The organism is Kitasatospora sp. NPDC022856, assembly GCF_055561235.1.
The window spans coordinates 1-1,293 of record NZ_JBVHHE010000142.1; the positions used below are offsets into that span (position 1 = coordinate 1).

Genomic DNA, 1,293 nt, shown 5'->3' on the forward strand with positions numbered 1-1,293 from the left:
GGCTCCTGACTTGTTGAATCGGACCCAGGCGCTCGGTCTGCAGCCGTAGCGTCCAGGGTGTCGGTCGGCACGGGCCCGCAGTGCTCCTTGCCGCCCACGGGCTGGCTCTCTCATAGCGTGCCGCCGCCGGCCGACACCCGCGCGGTGTGGCTCGACAGAGGCATGAGGACGACACGGTGACTTCAAGTCAGGATGCCCACCGCACTCCCCGCCCGGTCCCATCGAGTGCAAGGCCAGCCTGTGATCCTGATCGGTATCGACCCGCACAAGTCCTCCCACACCGCCGTCGCCGTCGACGCCTCGGGCCACCAGCTGGCCAAGCGCCGGTTCGTCGTCAACGCTGGCACGTTCCGCCAGCTCATGACCTGGTGCGAGCAGTGGCCCGAGCGTCGCTTCGCCGTCGAGGGCGCCGGCGGCCTCGGCCGCTCGCTCGCCCAGCAGCTGGCCGCCGCCGGCGAGCACGTGGTCGACGTGCCGGCCACGCTGTCGGCCAGGGCCCGGCTGCTGGCCACGGGCGGCGATCGCAAGACCGATGAGGCCGATGCCCGCCACGTCGCGCAGGTCGCGCTGTTCCGCCCCGACCTGCGGCAGGTCACCGCCGAGGACCAGAGCACGATCCTTCGGCTGCTGACCGAGCGCCGCGACGACCTGGTCCACGAGCGCACCCGCGTCCTGAACCGGCTCCACGCCGTCCTGCGCGACCTGTTGCCCGGCGGCGTGGCCACCGGCCTGTCCGCCGACAAAGCCGCCGCCGCGATGAAGGGCATCCGCCCCGTCACCGCCACCGACAATTGCCGCCGTGACATAGCCCGCGACCTGCTGGCCGACCTGCGGCGTCTGGACCGGCTGGTGAAGGACAACGAGGTCCAGATGCGCGAGGCGCTGGCCGCGACCCGGACCACGCTCACCAGCCTGCCGGGACTGGGCACCGTGCTGGCCGCCAAGGTCCTCGGGCACGTCGGCGACATCGGCCGCTTCCCAACCGAGCACCACTTCGCCAGCTACACCGGCAGCGCGCCACTGGACGCTTCCAGCGGCAACAACGCCCGCCACCGGCTCAACACCGGCGGCAACCGGGCGCTGAACTCGGTCCTGCACACGATCGCGATCTGCCAGATCCGCGACGGCGGCCGCGGCCAGGACTACTACCTTCGCAAGATCGCCGAGGGGAAGACCCCGTCCGAGGCTCGCCGGGCCCTGAAGCGACGGCTGTCCAACGTGGTCTACCGGATCATGAAACGCGACCATCGGAACCAGCTCACCACCGCTGCTTGACACACAGAGGCGCTATGA

1 protein-coding gene is annotated in these 1,293 nt (G+C 70.9%); it reads left to right on the forward strand.

Annotation, left to right across the window (positions count from 1 at the left end):
* Positions 1–240 precede the first annotated feature (240 nt).
* The gene (locus ACZ34W_RS38720) at positions 241–1,275 is read left to right on the forward strand and encodes an IS110 family RNA-guided transposase (protein WP_465611205.1); all 1,035 of its coding nucleotides are present in this window, start codon (positions 241–243) and stop codon (positions 1,273–1,275) included.
* Positions 1,276–1,293 lie beyond the last annotated feature (18 nt).